At 34.9% G+C, this 1,781-nt stretch carries 4 protein-coding genes; all 4 read right to left on the bottom strand.

Features of this window, described 5'->3' with window-relative positions:
• Positions 1–50 precede the first annotated feature (50 nt).
• Positions 51–530, bottom strand: a complete 480-nt coding sequence (locus PGQ38_RS19095) for a hypothetical protein (RefSeq protein ID WP_204453208.1) — start codon at positions 528–530, stop codon at positions 51–53.
• 13 nt (positions 531–543) lie between these two features.
• The gene (locus PGQ38_RS19090; RefSeq protein ID WP_204453209.1) at positions 544–1,017 is read right to left on the bottom strand and encodes a hypothetical protein; all 474 of its coding nucleotides are present in this window, start codon (positions 1,015–1,017) and stop codon (positions 544–546) included.
• Positions 1,018–1,162: 145 nt separating this feature from the next.
• On the bottom strand, positions 1,163–1,444 hold the full coding sequence (locus PGQ38_RS19085; protein WP_204453211.1) for a hypothetical protein: 282 nt from the start codon (positions 1,442–1,444) through the stop codon (positions 1,163–1,165).
• A gap of 24 nt (positions 1,445–1,468) precedes the next feature.
• The coding region (locus tag PGQ38_RS19080; RefSeq protein WP_270433134.1) for a hypothetical protein at positions 1,469–1,781 on the bottom strand (313 nt) is incomplete at its 5' end.

The following is a 1,781-nucleotide window of genomic DNA, read 5'->3' as shown; positions in this document are numbered from 1 at the left end:
ACCATCTACTGCAATAACTTTTTGTTTTCAGTCTACAATATTTCTTTTATTTAGTTTGATAAAAAAATCGGTTGTGGCTCTACCTGCGTATAAAAACTCCCATCACCATTTACCTCTGTTACCTCTTCAACAATTTTCTCCGTATAATGAATAATATCTCCTTCATGTACTAGATCATCAAAATAGATATATGAAGTATCTTCCGAATCGTAAAATTCGTCCTTTTCCTCTTTATTCAGATTTCTTTCATATAACAATTTTTTCACACCAGTGTCTTCATTATCTTCAACCACAGAAATATCATAAATATTCTGTTTTTTTAACCACTCTCCCAAATCTATTGCAGTGAAAGATTCATTGCTCTTTATTTCCGTCACGATTTTTTTACAATTAAACTCACTATGATCAGTAAAAATATCATTCTTGCAAACTTGATAAATATCTTCACCAATATTTTTAGCTTCTGTTTGAGTTGTTAAAGAGAAGCACATCAGTAATGCAGAAAAAAATATTATTTTGGTTTTATTCATTAGCTCACCTTCCCTATTTCCTTTTCCAGCCACAAACAGTGCATCTATTATTTTTATATACATGATGTACGGAAACATTTGTTTTAATAACTCTTCTAACAGAGCACTTCTGGTTTGTACATTTATACACAGCAGAATATACTTTATAATAACATATGCTATTATGATTCTTGCAAGGTCTTGTACCTTTGTATTCCGTATTAGTAATTTGCGTCCAGCCTGGGTGATTACATTTTAACAGTGCATATGTATTTTGGGAAATATCCATTGTTTTAAATGAGCCATCCTTATCCACTTCTATAACAATTGATTGCCCGTTACCAGAATCAACAACATCTCCTATATGAACATCGTCCGAGACCGCATCGAACTGTTCCACCGCAGTATTATTCTTCACCTCTTCCGCAAATGCATTCGTTGTACTCAGGGACAGTGCTGCAATAACTGCTAACGCAATAATCTTATGTACGACATTTTTTCTTATCATTTCTAATCCTCCATCTTATAATAAATGTTCGAATTATCCCATTTTAATAACCTATAATTTGATTTTTTGTCTTTTCCTTAAGGGCTTTTCTCTAACTACCTTTTTTATAAAAAAGAACATGAACAGTACTTGTTTAATATTCCCCTTACTGGTTTATTACTTCTGTCACATAAGCTCCCTGACCATCTACTGCAATAACTTTTTCTTTTCCGTCTTCTGTTTCAATAATCTGCCCTACGGATACCTGATCCTGCGGTCCGCTGGTGCTTAAATCCGGATCTTCGTCAAATGTAGCTATCGGATACATTACCCTCTCTCTATTTGCATTGAAAAATTCATGCAACTCAACTCCGGAACTAGCTGCCACTGAAACAGTACCAATCAGCATACACGCTGCCACGCCAATCCAAAATTTTTTTCGTTTCATTTAACTGCTCCTTTCTAATTGCTATTACTTTTTATATCCACAAATACTACAAGTCTTTTTCAACAATGGGTATCTATGCTTACTGCAGCGAACCCATGGGCTATAAGTTTTAATTCCTCTGCGTTGACACTTAGTGCATTTATTAGAAATAATCAGCCTTTCTTTATAACAGGTTCCTGCTGTTCCCACTGTTTGAAAATCCGTTTTTTTACCCACAGCTTCTAAATATCTCGCCGGGTGTTCACAGGGCGCATTTGTCACGTATGAAGAAATCTCTTCAACCGGTTCTGTTACAAAAGATCCGTCTTCATTTACTCTGACAACTCTTTCCTTTGCG

It is taken from the genome of Blautia faecis (assembly GCF_027662325.1).
GTDB lineage: Bacteria > Bacillota > Clostridia > Lachnospirales > Lachnospiraceae > Blautia_A > Blautia_A faecis.
The sequence above is the reverse complement of the archived record's forward strand: the minus strand, read 5'-3'. Positions and strand labels throughout refer to the sequence as shown.